The organism is Bacillus sp. FSL K6-0073 (assembly GCF_038006085.1).
Lineage (GTDB): Bacteria > Bacillota > Bacilli > Bacillales > Bacillaceae_G > Bacillus_A > Bacillus_A cereus.
The window spans coordinates 4,684,705-4,702,654 of the sequence record NZ_JBBOUN010000001.1; the positions used below are offsets into that span (position 1 = coordinate 4,684,705).

The window sequence follows — 17,950 nt, forward strand, 5'->3', positions numbered from 1 at the left end:
ACTTTACTATCCAACATTTTCTCTTAGTATACAGCATAACCGTTTACTATACATTTGTTTCCTGCATAGCAGCGAATTCATCCTCAGAAATAAGGACATCTCTTGGCTTCGTTCCTCTTGCTTCAGAAATAATTCCTTGCGATTGCATCTCTTCAATGAGACGTGCTGCGCGATTATAACCGATGCGGAATTTTCGCTGTACAGAAGATGTGGACGCTCCCCCTTGTTCTACAACAAATTGACATGCTTCGAAGAACAATTCGTCTTCCGACTCAGCTTGTTCTGTTTTCGCTAATAAATCCTCTTGCTTAAATAAGTAATTCGGCTTCATTTGCTTTTTCACATGATCAACTGTTTTTTCAATCTCATCATCCGATACATATACACCTTGTACACGAACAGGCTTAGATGTACCGTTCCCTAAGAATAACATATCACCACGGCCAAGTAATTTCTCCGCGCCACCAATATCGATAATCGTACGCGAATCAACTTGAGATGATACAGTAAACGCAATACGCGTTGGAATGTTTGACTTAATTAAACCTGTAATAACATCTACAGATGGACGCTGCGTCGCTACTAATAAATGAATACCACAAGCACGTGCTTTTTGCGCAATACGACAAATCGCTTCCTCAACATCACCAGGTGCTACCATCATTAAGTCGGCTAACTCGTCAATGACAATAACGATATAAGGTAATGTTTCTCCCGGAATTTCTCGCTCACTTACAATCGTATTATAACGAGTTAAATCACGAGCACCTGCGTGCGCAAACAATTCATAACGGCGTTCCATTTCCTCAACTGCCCATTTTAATGCAGCTGTTGCTGCTTTTACATCCGTAATAACAGGTGCTACAAGATGTGGAACAGAATTGTATGGTGCAAGCTCAACCATCTTCGGATCGATTAACATTAACTTCACTTCATGTGGTTTCGCTTTATATAAAATACTCGTTAAAATCGCGTTAATACACACACTTTTACCTGAACCCGTTGCACCCGCAATAAGTCCGTGCGGCATTTTTCGAATATCCGTTACAATTGGATCCCCTGAAATATCAAGCCCCAGCGCAACAGTAAGCGGTGATTCACTCTTTGTGAATACAGGACTTCTTAAAATTTCGCGAAGAAATACTGGCTTACTTTCTTTATTTGGAACTTCAATTCCAATCGCACTCTTCCCTGGAATTGGCGCTTCAATACGAATATCTTTCGCAGCTAAACTTAACTTAATATCATCACTTAAATTTGTAATTTTATTTACTTTCACACCTGGGTCTGGCTGCACCTCAAAACGAGTGACTGCCGGACCTTGCGATACATTAATAACATGTGCTCCAACGTGAAAATTATTAAACGTTGTATCTAATAATTCTTTCTGCTCCTCTAACCATTCTGTATTATCTAACGCTGATTGCTGTGGAATCGACAACAGCGCTAATGGCGGAACAGTGTATGTCGGTGGTGTGTGCAATACATTTCGCATATCGTTCTCTCTTTGATTTACAACATATGCTTTCTCTTGTACTTCCGTACTTGAAATTGGCTTTTGTACTTGCTCTACCACTACTTGCTGTACTGGTTGTTCTTCCACTTGTGGCTCTGCTACTACTTGCTGCACTGGGTGCTCTTCCACTTGTGGTTCTGCTACTACTTGCTGCACTGGGCGTTCTTCCACTTGTGGTTCTGCTACTACTTGCTGCACTAGGTGCTCTTCCATTTGTGGTTCTGCTACTACTTGCTGCACTGGGTGCTCTTCCACTTGTGGTTCTGCTACCTCTTGTTGCACTGGCTTATTCTCTACTCGTACATTAGCAGAAGGCTGCATTGCATTTGCTCTAGCTGCATGTCTTTCCATTAATCGTGTTCTATCTTGTTTCAACATAACAACATTAAATGGTACATGACGCTTTTTCTCACGTTTTGGTTCTTCTTTTTGTACAACTGGTTGTTCTTCTGCGACTGGTGTTTCCTCGGCAACTGGTTGTTCTTCTACGACCGGCGCTTCTTCTACAACTCGTTGCTCTTCTACGACCGGTGCTTCTTCTACAACTCGTTGCTCTTCTGCGACTGGCGCTTCTTCTACAACTCGTTGCTCTTCTACGACCGGTGCTTCTTCTACAACTCGTTGCTCTTCTGCGACTGGCGCTTCTTCTACAACTGATTGCTCTTCTACGACCGGTGCTTCTTCTACAACTGATTGCTCTTCTACGACCGGTGCTTCTTCTACAACTCGTTGCTCTTCTGCGACCGGTGCTTCCTCGACAACTGATTGTTCTTCTACAATCGGTGCTTCTTCTACAACTGGTTGTTCTTCTGCAATTAAAACATCCGCAAAGCTTTGAACATCTTTCTTCGTTTGTTCATCAGCCTCAGCAACATGTATGAATTCACTCTTTTGTTCAATTGCTTCAGCTTCTTGCTGAATGTCCTCAAGTGCTACAAATGTCTCTACTACAGGCGCGTTTATTTCTGCAATCACTTCTACTTCTTCTGACTCTTCCGTTTCCGCAATTACTTCAGCTTCTTCTGACTCTTCTACTTCCGCAATTACTTCCACTTCTTCTGACTCTTCTGCTTCCGCAATTACTTCCACTTCTTCTGACTCTTCCGTTTCTGCAATTACTTCCACTTCTTCTAACTCTTCCGTTTCTGCAATTACTTCCACTTCTTTTGACTCTTCCGTTTCTGCAATTACTTCAGCTTCTTCTGACTCTTCTGCTTCCGCAATTACTTCCACTTCTTCAGGTGCCTCTGTTTCCATAACTACTTCTTCAAGCTCTTCCGTTTCTGCAATTACTTCCACTTCTTTTGACTCTTCCGTTTCTGCAATTACTTCAGCTTCTTCTGACTCTTCTGCTTCCGCAATTACTTCCACTTCTTCAGGTGCCTCTGTTTCCATAACTACTTCTTCAAGCTCTTCCGTTTCTGCAATCACTTCTACTTGTGACACTTCTTCTGGTATTTCCACAATGATTGTTTCTTCAAGTTTTTCTTCTGCTTTGACAATCACTGATTCTTCTAGAGCTTGCTTTTCTACTTCAATAGTAGGTTGTTTTATTTCTGTATTACGTTTAATTTCTTCTGATAATATTGTATCCTCGTGCTCTACTTTAGAAGCTACTAATTCTTCTTGTAGATTGTTTTCGTTTAACACCACTACATCTTTTTCTAGCTTAGCACTTTCCATCTGCTCAGCTACTGTTTTATGAAGTAATTCATCCGCTGGAACTTCCTGCGGTGTACTCATTTCTTGAATCACTTCTTTTTCTTCTACTAAAGGCACTTGGCGTTCAATTTCATAACCGTTTTTCTCTAGCCATTGATCAACAACTGATTTTTCTTCTTTTTTGCTCTGTTGACCTTGCTGTTCAACTACTTCACCTGAAGCAGAAGACGTTGCTTGTCCTTCTGAGAAATCAGATAATGTATATCCTTTTTTCTCTAACCATGCATCAACGACTGATTTACCCTCTACAGATATTTCAAGGTCTTCTCTTTCCTTTACTTCCTCCTGCTTTTCTTCCTTTTTCTCTACTGAAGGACGATTATATCCATAAATTGGCGAAATCATTTCTGTTGGCCGAAATGGTCTACGGTTACTCTCTTGCGAAGGTGCAGATGCCTTTTTAACGACAGACTCCCGCACCGGTTCATATTGCACTTCCGGCTCTTCATATGTAGAAACTACCTTTTCCACATACGGTCGTCTGCTTCTTTCCACCTTTATTCCTCTTTGGGCAGTCGGTTCTTCATATGTTACTCCTTGAACAGGTTGTTCTTCGAAGCGATTTACTTCGCTTTCATCCTCTTCATCGAACCCATTATCCGGTACTAAAGGAAAACGGCATTTACCTGCATTCCTACTTGCCATTTGTGCTTCTCTTGCTTCAGTGTAGTGGTTTACACGAGGAATTTTCGGCTGACTTTCAATTTGCTTTGGTACTTCTTTATTCATCGCTGTTTGTTCTTCCTCTTTGTTAAACAGCTTTTTCATCCAATCTAACATGCTTACCACTCTTTCTACTAAATAGTAACATCCTTTATTGTATCAGCATTCGGCAAAAAGTGCAGGTAAAATTAAGCATGTCATATTTATCCATAATATTCTAATTTACGAGTGTTTTCATATAAAAAAAACGCAGTCTTTCATGTAAGACTGCGCTTAAGCTTTACTCTTCTGATATGCATCTATGCTATCCGTTACACTTTGCAATAAAGAATTTACATACTGCGGGTCAGATAATTTTTTATCTTCTTCATGGTTTGACATAAACCCAAGTTCTAATAACACACCAGGAACCTTTGCCCAATTAAATCCAGAAAGATCATCCCGAAATTTAATTCCATTTACTTTTACTTGCTGGTTCTCCCTCATTTTATTTACAATCATTTGAGAGATTTGAAGACTTTCCGCATAAATCTCTTTCGTATATGGACTTCCTTCTGCCGGCGTCAATACAGCGAATCCACTTTGGTTTGGATTTTCAGAACCATCTGCATGAAGACGTAAAAATAAATTAGCCTTATGATTATTTGCGAATGTCGCCCTTTCTTTATTACTTATATCAACGTCTTGTGATGTTCTCGTCATTAATACTTGTATTCCCTTTGCTTCTAACTTTTCTTTTAATACGAAAGCCATTTCTAATACAAGTACAGCCTCTCTCTTTTTCGTCACAACACCTGTTGTACCGTCTGTCACTTTATATTTTTGCGTTGTTGCCCCTGGTCCAATCGGCTCTAAATTTAAATTCGCTTTTTGTTGATGCCCTGGATCAATAACGACGAGAAACTTCTCTTGTTTTTCATTACTCTCTACTTTTTGTTCATTATTTTGCACTGGTTGCTCAGTCGGCTGCACTGGCGTAGTTTCTTCTTTCTTTTCATCAGATGATACTTCCTCTTGCTTATGTTCTACTTGCTCATTCGTTTGAATTGCTTGCGATTCTTCGTTCTTTTCTTGTTCTTGCTGCTTTTCTACCGGTGCATCTTCTTTGGTATCTTTGTTTTTCTCTTGTATAGAAGATGTAGTTTCTTTTTTCGGCTGCTCTTGTGAACAACCGGCCATATATATTCCAATGAATGCAATCATGCTCATTATTTTTATATACTTCATACTTCTCTCCCATCACTTTGCACCGGATTCAAAGTTTTTCTTATAATTGCCCTATAATCTCATCCATATTTCCAATATAAACTGGCTGCCATTTTTCTGTACCACGTTCTGCAGTATAAACCGGATAAGCGTCATCATCTATATTTACGAAAACTGGATCGCCCATATCCGTTTCATATCCAATTGTAATCCATCCTTCTTGCCACTTTCCATTTTCTTCACTTATTAATGAATTTTTATGTTTATCATATCGATAACCGATTTGTCCTTTTTCTAATTCACTTTCACTAAACACATATATTTCATAAGTACCTAGCTCAATATCTTGCTGTTTTGAAGTTTCAATTCGTTTTAGAAGTTCTGCGATTTTTGGTTGTTGTTTCATACGTCTATCCCCTTCTACTTTTCTAAATTTTAACTAGTTTGTTTATAAAATACAATATAGATTTTAAGAAAAAAGGTGACATCCTTATCATATTAACAATTTTTTGAATATATCTATCACTACTCTCAATATATCAACGATTTTTTAAATATATCTATCACTATTCTCAATATATCAACGATTTTTTGAATATATCTATCACAACTCTCAATATATCAACGATTTAACACGAAATTTCGATTTACCGACAAAGAATGACAAAAAAAGAGAGGTTGTCCAAAAGGACAACCTCTCTTTTCTTATATCAATTAAAATTTGAACTCTTGTCCAACTTCAAAGCTATCTTCTAATACAAGAATACCTTTTTCTTGTGGAGCGTCTGGAAGCTCTAATTCACGTGCAGAGCAGATCATTCCAGAAGAAGGAACACCGCGAAGTTCTGCTGGTTTAATTAACATACCGCTTGGCATTACAGCACCAATTTTTGCAACGACAACTTTTTGTCCTGCATCAACGTTTGGTGCACCACATACGATTTGTAGTGTTTCTGTACCGATTTCTACTTTACAGATGTTTAGCTTATCAGCATTTGGATGCTTTTCTTTTTCAGCTACATAGCCTACAACAAATTTTGGAGAAAGATCTGCTTCTACTGTTTCTTCAAAGCCATTCTTCGCTAAAATTTCGTTGATTTTCTCTACAAGCTCTTTCGTTAATGTAAGGTTGCCTGTTTCTTTTACTTCTAAGTAAGAAGATGCATTAAAGATGTTGAATCCTGCTGTCTCGTTGCTTTCACGATCGTATACGCGTGCAACATCTCCTTTGCGATCAAAAGTACGGTTCTCTAAAGTAATATCTTGTAAGGCAACAATTAAAGTGTCACCAATTCCTTCAAGGTTGTAAAAAACGTTCACTTCGTTCATCCTTTCTCTTTTCCATCTGTCTTCTTCCGATTTTTCGCTAAAATAAAGATTGGTTCAAATTCTCCATCTTCATATACGAATGAAAGTGATGTAATCGGAACATGCCCTTCGGCAAAAAATTTCATTGTCATTTGTGCAATAATATCATAACCGATTTCGTTGACGATATCAGCAATAATTAATACATCTTGGTGAGGAACAGCAACAACCATGTCACCAGAAATCTTTTCACGCATCGATTGTAGTAACGATTCGTTTAAAATACGAGTCGCGTCATACCCATCATTTGTGTTTAAAAAGTAGAATGTATTACCCGCTACTGTGTCTTGTTTAAATTCATAACCTAATGAGCGTGCGTTGAATAATGCCATTTCACGCACTTGCTGTTCTGTAAGTTCTAATTTTTGTAATAGACGCTCGTCAATTAGTCGATACGTTTTATTCGAATCTAACGCATAGTAAATACGTGTTTCCGCCGTATGATCCGTCATAATAAACGGATTTCCTTCTTCTGCTTGTTTCGGGAAAGAAGTAGAGCGAATAACAGGTAAAATTTTCGCTCCGCTATTTTCTTCTTTATGCATCGCAATTAGCGCTTCTTGTACGTAATAAGCAACTTCTTCAATTGCCTTTTCTTTGTTCACTTCCCATTTTGCCACAACTCCTGGAAGCGATACGTTAATACCTTTTTTGGAGTCTTTTTGTTCAATACGTAAAACTTCTTTCTCACTATCATACTGAAAGTCCCATTCTGGGCGAGATAATTTCTTTATTAACTCATCTTTCATCTTTTTACTTGTCATCTTCATCTCTTTTTCCTCCCTTCCAAAAAAACAACCTCCCCCGCGAAGGTAGAGGTTGTTTTACAATTCAATTGGCAAATTGCCTTATTTTAAACCTTCAATGAACTCTTCGATTTGTTCTTGTGTTTTACGATCTTTGTTTACATAGCGACCAGTTTCTTCACCTTTATTGTACGCTACAAAGCTCGGAATGCCAAATACGTCTAATTTTACACATAGATCAATAAACTCATCGCGATCTACATAGTAAAATGAGAAATCACTATATTTCTCTTCTACTTCTGGCATAAATGGGTCTACAAAGCGGCAGTCTGGGCACCATTCTGCTGAGAACATAAAGACTACATTCTCTTCATTTTTTAACTGTTGGAATTGCTCCATGCTTTCTAATGACTTCATCTATATTTCCTCCTCTAACGAGTGCATTTTTCATGTTATAATCTTTCTTTTATACTACCATACATCGCGCACGGTGCAAGGTTTATGCTTGCTTTTTGTCATACTTATATTGCCCAACTAACAACTTAACAACGTGTACAAATAATTCCGTACGGTCGACATAATCATCTGTAAAAATACCGATCGCACCTTCGTGACTACGAATATCTTTTCGCTGCACAAACTCTTCCATCACTTCGCTTAATTCCTTACCATCTTCAAGAGGTGCTAAAAAATCGTCTGGTAACGTAATACGCGCTCCTCCGGCCACAAATACTTTCCCATCACTTGTTGCTAGCGCGCCCCAGTTACACATAAATAAACCGTGCTCCGTTTTCATTACGCCGCCTTCTAGCCCAATACCAATTGGAGCTTCTCCTTCCTCTAGCGCTCGCTTCGCTCTATTAATCGCTCCTTGCATCGTCTCTTCATCTGAGAAAGGCTGAGCTGATACTCCTGACGGAACAGAAAGAGATGTAATTTCAGCATCTTTCCAAACCTTCTCCACAGCCCCAACCTTCGTTTTATTCTTTGATCCAACCACTACTTTCATTTCGTTCACCTCTATAAAAATTCATCATTCTATTCTAATATCCGCTTCGGCACAAATTAAGTACCAACCACTACCACACACCATCAGGGAATTCCTTCTCCCCATAAAAGAAGGTCGCTTTCTACAATATTACTGGTCCTAAACACAAAAACAGGCTTCTTCTTTCTTCCTACCCGCGGTCTTAATACATCATTCGAGCACCCATTAGGCACTAACCGCCACCACTCATCGCTGGGTCATCTATTCAACCTAAAAAAAGAAGGGTTTTTCGCCCTTCTTCTCTACGCGTTATTCTTAATTGTCTCTAACGTCGTTTTATCTGTTGTTCTTACAAGCTTCGTAATTAATTCTTTCGCCGCTGCATAATCATCAACATGTAAAATTGAAGCATGTGTATGAATGTAGCGTGCACAAACACCAATTACTGCTGATGGGATACCAGAGTTACTTGTATGTACACGGCCCGCATCTGTACCACCTTGTGAAATAAAGTATTGGTACGGAATGTTGTTTGTTTCTGCTGTATCTAAAATGAATTCGCGCATTCCTCTATGTGTTACCATCGTGCGATCATAAATACGAAGAAGAGCACCTTTTCCTAATTGACCGAACTGCGTTTTGTCACCAGATGCATCGTTTGCTGGACTTGCATCAAGCGCATAAAAAATGTCTGGTTGAATCATATTTGCAGCTGTTTGCGCTCCGCGGAGGCCTACTTCTTCTTGTACAGTAGCACCAGAATATAATGTATTTGGTAATGTTTCATCTTTTAATTCTTTTAACAATTCGATTGCAAGACCACATCCGTAACGGTTGTCCCAAGCTTTCGCCATAATTTTCTTCTCATTTGCCATCGGTGTGAATGGGCAAATCGGCACGATTTGTTGTCCTGGTTTTACACCAATTTCAATCGCATCTTCATAACTATCTGCACCTATATCAATTAACATATTTTTTATATCCATCGGTTTTGCACGTTGCGCGTCACTTAATAAATGAGGAGGAATAGAACCAACAACCCCAATAACAGGACCATTCTTCGTCATAACTTGTACACGCTGTGCTAATAAAACTTGACTCCACCATCCGCCTAACGTTTGAAAACGAAGCATTCCGTTTTTCGTAATTTGCGTAATCATGAAACCTACTTCATCCATATGACCTGCTACAAGAACACGCGGGCCAGTTTCGTCCCCTTTTTTCAGACCAAATACGCTACCTAAACCGTCTTGTACAATTTCATCCGCATATTTGCTTAATTCTTGTTTCATAAAACGGCGTACATCATGTTCAAAACCTGATGCACCTTGTAATTCTGTTAACGTACGAAATAATTGTAATGTCTCTTTATTCACGAAGTCCCCTTCTTTCAAACCTTAGTAGAATACCTCTTTTATTGTAACGAAATTTTCGAAATGTTTCTAGTTTCTTCTTTTTTGGCTGTATTTGCTTTATAATTATTATCGGTACACTATTTTTATTTTATAGAATTGAGGTGAATATATGAGCTGGAAAGGTTTAGTAGCAGGTCTTGGCGTTGGGTTCGCAGCTGGTTATCTCGTTGCAAACAAAGTACAAGAACAATCCCATATTTCTTCAGAAAAAGCATTGAAAATGGTGAAACAAGCATTAAGTCATAAAGGTGAAATTACTGGCTCTTGGGTACATATGGTTCCAGAGACATTTGAAAAATATGATGTCGCATATGAAGTTTATCGCGGCGGTCTTACAACAATGTTAAATGATATACAAGAACGATTTGAATTTTTAGTTGATGCTAAAACAGGTACTGTTTTAGAGGTTATAGCAGCATAAAAAGGAGGGTTCCCATTAGGTGAACCTCTTATTTTTTTTGAAATTGCGGGTATTGATTAAAATTATATCAGCGATTTCCCAATTATATCGGCGCAACTCAATTTATATCAGCGTTTGTTTAAATATATCGACTTACCGACAAAACCCGACAATAAAAAAGAGGCTGCTCCAATAAATATGATGGAACAACCTCCTATTTTTATGCTTCTATACTCGTTTTCCGTTCTACTTTTTCTACGATATGCCCTTCCTCATTCCACTTCACAGCGCGATAATATGCGTCATGGTAAAACGTAAACCATGCCTCTTTTTCAGCACCATACTTCATCCACTTTTGTTTATTTTCAATCGAGGTCATCGGATAATCGTCGTATGCCATTACCCATAATACATTTTGATGTGCGTGCGTCGGTAATAGGTCTGCTAAATGAAGCATCGTTTCCCCATGGCTTTCTAAAGCAATAACTGCATGTCCATCACTATGACCACCTGTATGCACCATTTTTATTTCATCTGTAATTTCTATTTCTTGCTGGAACGTAACAACTTGATCTACAATCGGCTCCCAATTTTCCTTCCAATATGTATTACGGGATCTAATATTTGGGTTCCTCATTTCATTCCATTCTGTTTCACTTACGTAAACTTTCGCATTTGGAAACGCAGGTACAAGGTGATCATCTTCCCATTTTGTTAAACCAGATGCATGATCAAAATGAAGATGTGTCATTAAGACGTAGTCGATATCTTCTGGCTTTAATCCTAGTTTTTCTAATGATTCATAAACCGATGATTCTTCTGTTACACCTTGATTTCGCTTCATCTTTTCATTCAATTTACCGTTTCCTATTCCGGAATCAATGAGCATATTTCCGTCTTTCGTTTGCAAAAGTAACGGATCTGTTCGTAAATAAATATGATTTGTATCATTATGTTTATACTTACGTGACCAAAGTACTTTCGGGACGACACCAAACATCGCTCCCCCGTCTAAATGTGTGTTCCCACCTTTTAGCCACGTCACTTTTATATCTCCAATTTGTAACTGTTCCATTTTTCATCCCCCTTTTCTTTTAATACTAACATAAAATTCTGATTATTTTAGATACAAAAAAACCTATGCATTACTGCATAGGTTCTGTACGATATTTTGCTTCCACTCGGTAAATACGATGACCTTTACTAGAGAATTTCTCTTCGTACTCAGTCATAATGTTTCCTTCATAATCACTATTATGAAGATCTAGGCTAAGGTAAGTTAATAACATACCATACTCAGCCATACTCATAAGAGAATATTCAAATAAACCTTGGTTATCTGTTTTGAAATGAATTTCTCCGCCTTCTACTAACACTTCTTCATAATTACGTAAAAACGTTTTATACGTTAAACGACGCTTCGTATGACGTTTCTTTGGCCATGGATCTGAGAAGTTTAAATAAACGCGATCAATCTCACCTTTTGCAAAGAAAACTGTTAAATCTTCAGCATCTTTATTAATTAACTTTAAGTTCGGTAATTCTTCTTCAATTAATTTATCAAGTGCGTCTACAACAACACTTGTGAATTTTTCAATTCCAATATAATTAATATGTGGATTTGCTTTTGCCATATCATACATAAAGCGGCCACGACCTGTACCTACTTCAATATGAATTGGTTGTTCATTTCCAAATACTTCTTTCCAGTTACCAGCGCGCTCCTCTGGGTTTCCAATTACGATATGTGAATACTCATTAATTCGATCCATTGCATATGGTTTATGTCTTAAACGCATAGATGTCTCCCTCTCTTTACATAGCTATTTTAAAGGAATAATTCCTTCTCTCTGTTTTTAATCAATCTACCAAACAAAAAACCAAGTACGTACGAGCACTCGGTCCGTTTCTTTCAAGTATAAGATGTACCATTTTGATAAAAACTACATACAGCATTAAACATTCCATGACGAAACAGCTTTTTCTCTTACATTTCTAAAAAGAGAAAAACAATCGAAAGGATGATCCGTTCATGCCAATTAATCAACAACATCAATTAGAAGTGCTGAAAGATATTTTAGTCAATCACCAAAGTGATTGTTGCGGGACAGTTTCTGAATGCGAGCAATTAGAGCGTCTCATTCAATCGTTACTCGCAAACGATAATGTAAGTAGTGACGCTAAAGCAATGCTAAACGATGTATATTCTTATAGTCAATCGGGTAAATCTTCCTCTAATTTGGACAACCACATTTCCAATAATCAAGAACAACTTACTCAGTGGATTGCTGGAATGGACAATTTTTCTTAAGTATTATTCTGAAGCAAGTAGTTGCTGTAAATATTGATGCCAATATTCAGCTTCTGCTTGCTGTTTTTTTGTTGTATGCCATTGAATAGACAAAATCGTTTGTGCTATCACATACCATCTCATACGCCTAAGCAGCGATTCATCCATTTCAATATCATAATAACCGAGCCACTCACTCCACTCCTGGCGCGGAATGTACCAATATAATAACATACCGAGGTCTAGAGCTGGGTCAGCAATTACAGCTCCATCCCAATCAATTAAAAACAATTCATCTTCATCCGACAATAGCCAGTTGTTATGGTTTACATCACAATGGCATACAACGAATTCATTGTATTCAATAGCTTTTAATGAATCCATTAAATATTGAAGGCCTTGCTGAATTGTTTCATCATCCCTTATATCTCCTCTTAAAACGAGTTGCAGTTGTTGTAATAACTCTTGTGCGTGAAGCGGCTGCTTCCCAAGTCTTTGAATCATCTGTACAAGCGCTTTAGAGGAGTGTATTTTCTTCAAAAGTTTCGCAACACGTTCTAGTTTCATATCCTCTGGCTCTAGCTTCTGTCCCGGAAGCCATTTTTGAGCAGAAATTACATCACCATTCGTTACCCTTCTTGTCCAAAGTAATTTTGGAACAATTCCTTCTGCTGACAATACCGCTAAAAAGGGCGATGTATTCCGCTTTAAAAATAACTTCTGTTGTCCGTTTTGCGCAATATATGCATCGCCCGTTACTCCACCAGCCGGTACAAGACTCCACTCTTTTCCTAATAATTGTTCCAACCATTCCATATTCATTACCCGTTAACAAATCCTTATCTTTTATAGTTATGAAAAGAAAAACCGCAACATTTCTACACATGTTGTGGATTCATATATTTTACTGTAAATGAAAAGAAAAATTAGCCTAAGCCAAAAATCCTCTATTTTATTTTACAAAACCTGTCATAGAATGACAACTTATCAAAATCGTCACCTTTGTCAATTCTACATTTATTACATTCTCATCGTCAAGTAGCGATTTGTCACATTATCGTCAATATATACGTGCTAATTGGAGCGAGCCTAAGTTCCTTTCCTCTAAATGAAGAAATTGGCTCTATTTTCGCTTCGTTTTCGTTTACTAACACATGCCACGTTGCTTCTTTCGGAAGTTGCACAGTTTTAGCTTCTAAACCGCTATTAAATAAGACGATAATCTCTTTCCACGGCCCAAACGATTCTGCATGCTCTAGGTGATATGCAAGTACTTCTGTAGATGTTTGTAAAAAAGTCATATGTTTTTTTATAAGGTCTGCACTTTGTAATCGGAATGCCCCATGCTCTTTACGAATCGCGATTAAACCTTTTATATAGTTAACGGTCTCTATCTCTTTCTCTTTTTGATCCCAATCTAATTGATTGATCTCATCATTTGCATTATAACTATTTTCATTTCCTTTCTTCGTACGATAAAACTCTTGCCCTGCGTGTAAGAAAGGAATGCCTTGTGAAAGAATAACCATTGCGCTCGCTAACAGGTGACGTTTTTTCAAAATCGTTTCTGATTCTTCATTACTGCGCACTAGTTTATCCCACATCGTCATATTATCATGACATTCTACATAGTTAATGCTTTGCGCTGGCTCTAGAAACAGCCCTGTTTCTTTCATACTTAAAAGACTTCCTGCTGCAATATACTGCAAATGATTACAGTCTACATGCCCACCAAATGCAAAACCACGCTTATTTATATGAAATGTACTCCCTTTTATCCCATCACGAAATTGATCATTAAACTGTGCGATATGTGGCATTTTCTTCGCATTATTTAACGTTGCTTTTTCCTCAAGAGGAAGCGGTGTTTGTAAATCCCATCCTTCTCCTAATAACAAAGCATCTCGTTTTATGTTTCGCACTTCTTTCTCTATCATATTCATTGTATCAACATCTAAAATTCCCATTAAGTCGAATCGGAATCCATCGACATTGTATTCAGTAAGCCAATATAAAATAGACTCTACAATGAATTTCCTCATCATTTTCCGTTCAGACGCTATATCATTTCCGACTCCCGTCCCATTAGAAGGCATACCATCTTCACCATGACGAAAATAATATCCTGGAACAAGCTTCTCAAATGATGATAGCTCTCTTTCATAAACATGATTATATACAACATCTATAATCACCCTAATACCTTGTTCATGAAATGTTTCAATTAGTTGTTTGCACTCAACTATCCTGTTATACGGATCAGAGGGGTTTGTAGCATAAAATCCTGTTGGTGCATTGTAATATAATGGATTGTACCCCCAATTATAGGCAGAAGAAGGATTCGCCTCATCCACACCACCGAAACAATATAAAGGCAATAATTCAACATGCGTAACACCTAAATCTTTTATATGAGACAAACCTGTCAATGTCCCATTTCGTCCTGTTGTTCCTTCTTCCATTAGCCCTTTATACGTCCCTTTTTTACTCACTCCACTGTTCGGATGAATAGTAGCATCACGAATATGCAATTCATACAATATGGCATCTGTCATTGCTTGTAATGGTGGTAATTGCTCTCGTTTCGTTACAGTCGTCTTTTCTAAATCGATAACAATGCCATACTTTCCATTTACAGTCACTGACTTTGCGTAAGGATCCACCGCTTCGTTCCATATTAAATTAATACAAACAAGAAATGTATAGCGTGCTCCGTCTAAATCACCTTGTAATGTTTGAATCCAAACTCCGTTTTCTCCCCTGTACATTTCATGATCGGTATATTCTTTATCGCTCTTATAAATTCTTACTTTCGCAAGCCTTGCAGTTGGGGCCCATACTTTAAATGTCGTTTCTTGTTTTTGATACACAGCACCTAAATCTGTACCTTCGTAATAATACTTTTCATCGAAAATTTTTGTTCGAATAACAGCACCTATTTGTAAATCAGTTTCTTCATTCCGTTCATCTCGTACTGTATAATACTTCCCCACATCTAGCGGCTCTTCTATAAAGCACTCATACTTCGTTGCATCTGGAAGCGCAATAGTATGAGCAATCGGTAAATCTTTCACATTACTTCCTTCTTGCAAACGAAATGTCCGACTTGTTCCATACGCATGTGGGAGCAAAATTGTAATTTTATTCATTTCATCTAAATAGGCATCAAATGGACGTTTTACTTTCAACATAAAAAAATCACCATCATTCTCAAAGTTAAAATAAAGTGAAACTTTAATGAGCGAGAAAATTTTTCCATCCTCACTTATTATTAGCCTTCACCAATTAGGCGAGATAAAATGAGCTGCAAATGATAAGGCTTTTCTTATCAACAAGACTCTATACAGTAACTCCATTCTTCTCTATAGTATATTCACCTGCATAAAAAACGTTTTCAACATTCTATTTTTGTAATTTTATTTCAGCAATCGATTTATACTTCGGGGTTTCTTTCACGTGGGATTCGTATAAAGTAATTGTATCTACTTGAAATGATATTTCAGGCACTTCTTTTATACTTTCTAAACGAAACTTTTCTTCTCCTATCCATTTACGAGCAATGGTAATATGCGGGTGATACGGGCGTGTTTCTAGAGAAAATCCATTTTCTTCACAAATGGCATGTATTTGCTTTTGCAACTGAAACAAATCGTGATTCTCACTTACCTTCGCCCAAAAAATACGAGGCTGATCTTCCCTACCAAACGTTGAAAAACCTTGTAACGTGAAGGATAGTTCTTTTGTTTCTGCAATTGTTTGTAATCCATTCTTTATTCCCTCTAACTGTTCCTCCGTTGCACTCCCTAAAAATGAAAGGGTAATATGATAGTCTTCTTTATGTACCCATGAACGAAATTGTAATTCCTCTTGCATGTCCTCTTTATAGTTAGACAGCATTTCTTTTATATGATTCGGTAACGTAATTGCGACAAAATAATGCAGTTCCATGTACATCTTCTCCTTCTTTCTATTGTTGCTTTTCTTTCTTATCTCATTCAGGTAAAAAGAAGCCGCTCTCCAAAATAGAGAGCGGACATTATTTATATATCCATTACTTCGCTAATTCATGAATTGCTTGCGCGTAAATTGCTGTTGCTTTTAATAAGTCTTCAATTTCGATATACTCATCTTTTTGATGCGCAAGTTCTTCTTTTCCAGGGAATAGCGGGCCAAATGCCACACCAGCTTTTAATGAACGAGCATAAGTACCGCCGCCGATTGCTAATAGTTCTGCTTTTTCACCTGTTTGTTCTTCATACACACGTTGTAACGTACGGATTAATACGTGATCTTTATCGACGTGATGTGGGCGAGAATTAGAATAGTCAGCCACTTCAAAACCATGTGTACCAACATATTCTTTCAACTTCACAATTGTTTCTTCAAAGTTAGTTGTAACTGGGTAACGTACGTTTAGCCCTAAGTTACCACCGTTTTCTTTCGTATAAGAAATGCGACCGACATTCACTGTTAACGGACCGCTAATTTCATCTTTATAAGCAATAGTAGCTTTTTCACCAAAAATATCACCAGTAAATGTTTCTGTTGCAAATGTCGCAAATGCAGTTGCTTTTCCATCAAGTGAAACTGTAGTTAAGAAGTTTGCTAATAATAAACCTGCATTTTCTCCTTTTTCAGGAGTAGATCCGTGCGCTGAAATTCCTTCTATTTGCACCGTCACTGTATTTCCTTCTATAGTCGATTTCCCTATTTTTTTAGCAGTTTGTAAATACTCTTCATATGCTACTGTAAGTGCATTTACATCTTCTCCTGTAATAACCGCTTCTGCAAAATCAGGAACCATATTTAAACGGCGCCCTGAATCAAATGAAACAAGTTCATATGTACCTTTTTTCTCTTCACTACCATTTTGCACAACTTGTATATCAGAAATTCCTTTTTCTGCATTAATAATTGGAAAATCCGCGTCTGGCGCAAAACCGATTGTTGGCATTTCTTCGTTTTTAAAGTAGTGATCTACACATTTCCAATTGCTTTCCTCATCTGTTCCTATAATCATACGAACACGTTTGGAAAGAGGTAAGCCTAATTCCTTCACAATTTTCATCGCATAATATGCTGCCATCGTTGGGCCTTTATCGTCAATTGCACCACGTGCAAAAATCTTTCCATCGCGAATATCCGCACTATATGCAGGAGTCGTCCAGCCATCTCCTTCTGGTACAACGTCAACGTGACAAAGAATGCCTACTAACTCTTCTCCTTGTCCCATTTCAAGATGACCTGCATATCCTTCTAAATTTTTAGAAGCAAAACCTTCAGTTTCTCCTTTATGTAACATGAAAGATAAAGCTTTTTCTACACCTTCACCGAATGGTGCGCCCTCTTTCGCCGATTCTTCTTCCCATACACTTTTAATTTGTAAAAATTGTTGTGTATCACGAATTAAATCATCTTTTCGTTTCGCAACTTCTTCTGTCCAATTAATTGCTGACATCACGCATCCATCCTTCACTATATTGTTTCTTTCATCATAACAAACCGAAATCTCTTATGCCATACACGAAAACTAAATACCGAACAATTGTAATATTTCAGATATTTCTTATTAGTTTTTCTTTTATTTTTTCAAAAAAATTTGCAGGAATTTGGCGTTTTACGTAGAATTTTATGTG

At 37.6% G+C, this 17,950-nt stretch carries 16 protein-coding genes; 2 read left to right on the plus strand and 14 right to left on the minus strand.

Going from position 1 to position 17,950, the window contains the following annotated elements:
• Positions 1-46 precede the first annotated feature (46 nt).
• The 8 genes from MHB52_RS24245 to MHB52_RS24280 all read right to left on the minus strand — a co-directional run bounded on the left by MHB52_RS24245 (position 47) and on the right by MHB52_RS24280 (position 9,585).
• The gene (locus MHB52_RS24245; RefSeq protein WP_340767870.1) at positions 47-4,018 is read right to left on the minus strand and encodes a DNA translocase FtsK; all 3,972 of its coding nucleotides are present in this window, start codon (positions 4,016-4,018) and stop codon (positions 47-49) included.
• Between the two features lie 156 nt (positions 4,019-4,174).
• Complete coding sequence (locus MHB52_RS24250; RefSeq protein WP_000874044.1) at positions 4,175-5,128, minus strand: N-acetylmuramoyl-L-alanine amidase; 954 nt, start codon at positions 5,126-5,128, stop codon at positions 4,175-4,177.
• Between the two features lie 40 nt (positions 5,129-5,168).
• Positions 5,169-5,513, minus strand: coding sequence for a hypothetical protein (locus MHB52_RS24255; RefSeq protein ID WP_047386990.1), 345 nt, complete (start codon positions 5,511-5,513; stop codon positions 5,169-5,171).
• 308 nt (positions 5,514-5,821) lie between these two features.
• Entirely contained in the window at positions 5,822-6,436 is a 615-nt protein-coding gene (gene ytpR / locus MHB52_RS24260; RefSeq protein ID WP_001006761.1) for a YtpR family tRNA-binding protein, read from the minus strand.
• Positions 6,433-7,245, minus strand: a complete 813-nt coding sequence (locus tag MHB52_RS24265; RefSeq protein ID WP_000784588.1) for a DUF1444 domain-containing protein — start codon at positions 7,243-7,245, stop codon at positions 6,433-6,435. Before MHB52_RS24265 ends, ytpR begins: the two co-directional genes overlap by 4 nt.
• Before the next feature lie 78 nt (positions 7,246-7,323).
• Positions 7,324-7,638 (minus strand): thioredoxin family protein, encoded by a 315-nt coding sequence (locus MHB52_RS24270; RefSeq protein ID WP_000838193.1) that lies wholly within the window; start codon positions 7,636-7,638, stop codon positions 7,324-7,326.
• Positions 7,639-7,720: 82 nt separating this feature from the next.
• On the minus strand, positions 7,721-8,230 hold the full coding sequence (locus MHB52_RS24275) for a DUF84 family protein (protein ID WP_000869941.1): 510 nt from the start codon (positions 8,228-8,230) through the stop codon (positions 7,721-7,723).
• 281 nt (positions 8,231-8,511) lie between these two features.
• Positions 8,512-9,585, minus strand: coding sequence for a M42 family metallopeptidase (locus MHB52_RS24280; RefSeq protein ID WP_001031508.1), 1,074 nt, complete (start codon positions 9,583-9,585; stop codon positions 8,512-8,514).
• A gap of 148 nt (positions 9,586-9,733) precedes the next feature.
• On the opposite strand from MHB52_RS24280, the gene MHB52_RS24285 reads away from it, so the two are divergent.
• Positions 9,734-10,045, plus strand: a complete 312-nt coding sequence (locus tag MHB52_RS24285) for a PepSY domain-containing protein (protein WP_000118543.1) — start codon at positions 9,734-9,736, stop codon at positions 10,043-10,045.
• Between the two features lie 199 nt (positions 10,046-10,244).
• On the opposite strand, the gene MHB52_RS24290 is transcribed toward MHB52_RS24285, so the two are convergent.
• Together MHB52_RS24290 and trmB are read right to left on the minus strand one after the other, a co-directional pair.
• The gene (locus tag MHB52_RS24290; RefSeq protein ID WP_061664594.1) at positions 10,245-11,099 is read right to left on the minus strand and encodes a YtnP family quorum-quenching lactonase; all 855 of its coding nucleotides are present in this window, start codon (positions 11,097-11,099) and stop codon (positions 10,245-10,247) included.
• Positions 11,100-11,169: 70 nt separating this feature from the next.
• Positions 11,170-11,823, minus strand: a complete 654-nt coding sequence (trmB, locus tag MHB52_RS24295) for a tRNA (guanosine(46)-N7)-methyltransferase TrmB (RefSeq protein WP_001239381.1) — start codon at positions 11,821-11,823, stop codon at positions 11,170-11,172.
• A gap of 233 nt (positions 11,824-12,056) precedes the next feature.
• Between trmB and MHB52_RS24300 the strand changes: the two genes are divergently transcribed.
• Entirely contained in the window at positions 12,057-12,335 is a 279-nt protein-coding gene (locus tag MHB52_RS24300) for a YtzH-like family protein (protein WP_016118745.1), read from the plus strand.
• Between the two features lie 3 nt (positions 12,336-12,338).
• Here MHB52_RS24300 and MHB52_RS24305 read toward each other — a convergent pair whose 3' ends face one another.
• The 4 genes from MHB52_RS24305 to pepV all read right to left on the minus strand — a co-directional run bounded on the left by MHB52_RS24305 (position 12,339) and on the right by pepV (position 17,772).
• Positions 12,339-13,136, minus strand: coding sequence for a phosphotransferase family protein (locus MHB52_RS24305; RefSeq protein WP_001986674.1), 798 nt, complete (start codon positions 13,134-13,136; stop codon positions 12,339-12,341).
• A 227-nt stretch (positions 13,137-13,363) separates the two neighbouring features.
• Positions 13,364-15,505, minus strand: coding sequence for a type I pullulanase (gene pulA, locus MHB52_RS24310; protein WP_061664592.1), 2,142 nt, complete (start codon positions 15,503-15,505; stop codon positions 13,364-13,366).
• A gap of 211 nt (positions 15,506-15,716) precedes the next feature.
• Positions 15,717-16,262, minus strand: coding sequence for an RNA 2',3'-cyclic phosphodiesterase (thpR, locus tag MHB52_RS24315; protein ID WP_016118747.1), 546 nt, complete (start codon positions 16,260-16,262; stop codon positions 15,717-15,719).
• Positions 16,263-16,365: 103 nt separating this feature from the next.
• Positions 16,366-17,772 carry a dipeptidase PepV gene (gene pepV / locus MHB52_RS24320; protein WP_016118748.1) on the minus strand — a complete coding sequence of 469 codons (1,407 nt, stop codon included), beginning with the start codon at positions 17,770-17,772 and terminating at the stop codon, positions 16,366-16,368.
• Between the last annotated feature and the right edge of the window lie 178 nt (positions 17,773-17,950).